Below are 557 nucleotides of genomic sequence, written 5' to 3'. Positions count from 1 at the left end.
AAGAAAGAGTGATGGATTCCCGCTTTCTGAATATGAAGCACATCTTCCCAAATCCGGCATAACATCGCCTGTTTTTCATCGCCGGGCGCGACAAATGCCTGGGATGAATGTATCTCTTCTGCCGGCAATGCCGATTTATCAAGTTTGCCGTTCAGTGTCAGGGGCATGCTGTCTAAACCGATAATATGGGACGGCATCATATAAGCCGGGAGCTCCTGCATTAGAGACTGGCGAAGTGATGAGATATCGGCCTCTTTAGGAACGATGTATGCCGCTAATCGGGCTTGTCCTTCGGCATCTTTCATCACGGTAACAGCCGCTTCTTTGACTTGATCGTGTTTCAAAAGCACACTTTCTATTTCTCCCGTCTCAATTCTGTAGCCTCTGATTTTTACCTGCTTATCAATCCGCCCTTGAAAACGAAGAGTTCCATCCGGCAGCCAGCAAGCCTGATCTCCGGTTCTGTAAAGCGTTTCTCCCGTTTGTAACGGGTCACTGAATGCGCCCTCTGTCAGCTCAGGCTGTCCCCAATATCCTTTGGCGACGCCGGCCCCTCC

At 50.1% G+C, this 557-nt stretch carries 1 protein-coding gene; it reads right to left on the bottom strand.

Translation table 11 applies throughout. From position 1 onward, the window contains the following. On the bottom strand, window positions 1-557 hold a 557-nt coding region (locus AC27KL_RS28090), incomplete at both ends, for an AMP-binding enzyme (protein ID WP_487171800.1).

The sequence above is a fragment of the Paenibacillus sp. YAE3 genome (genome assembly GCF_057546105.1).
Note: the sequence above shows the minus strand (reverse complement) of the source record. Positions and strands in the feature narration are given on the sequence as shown.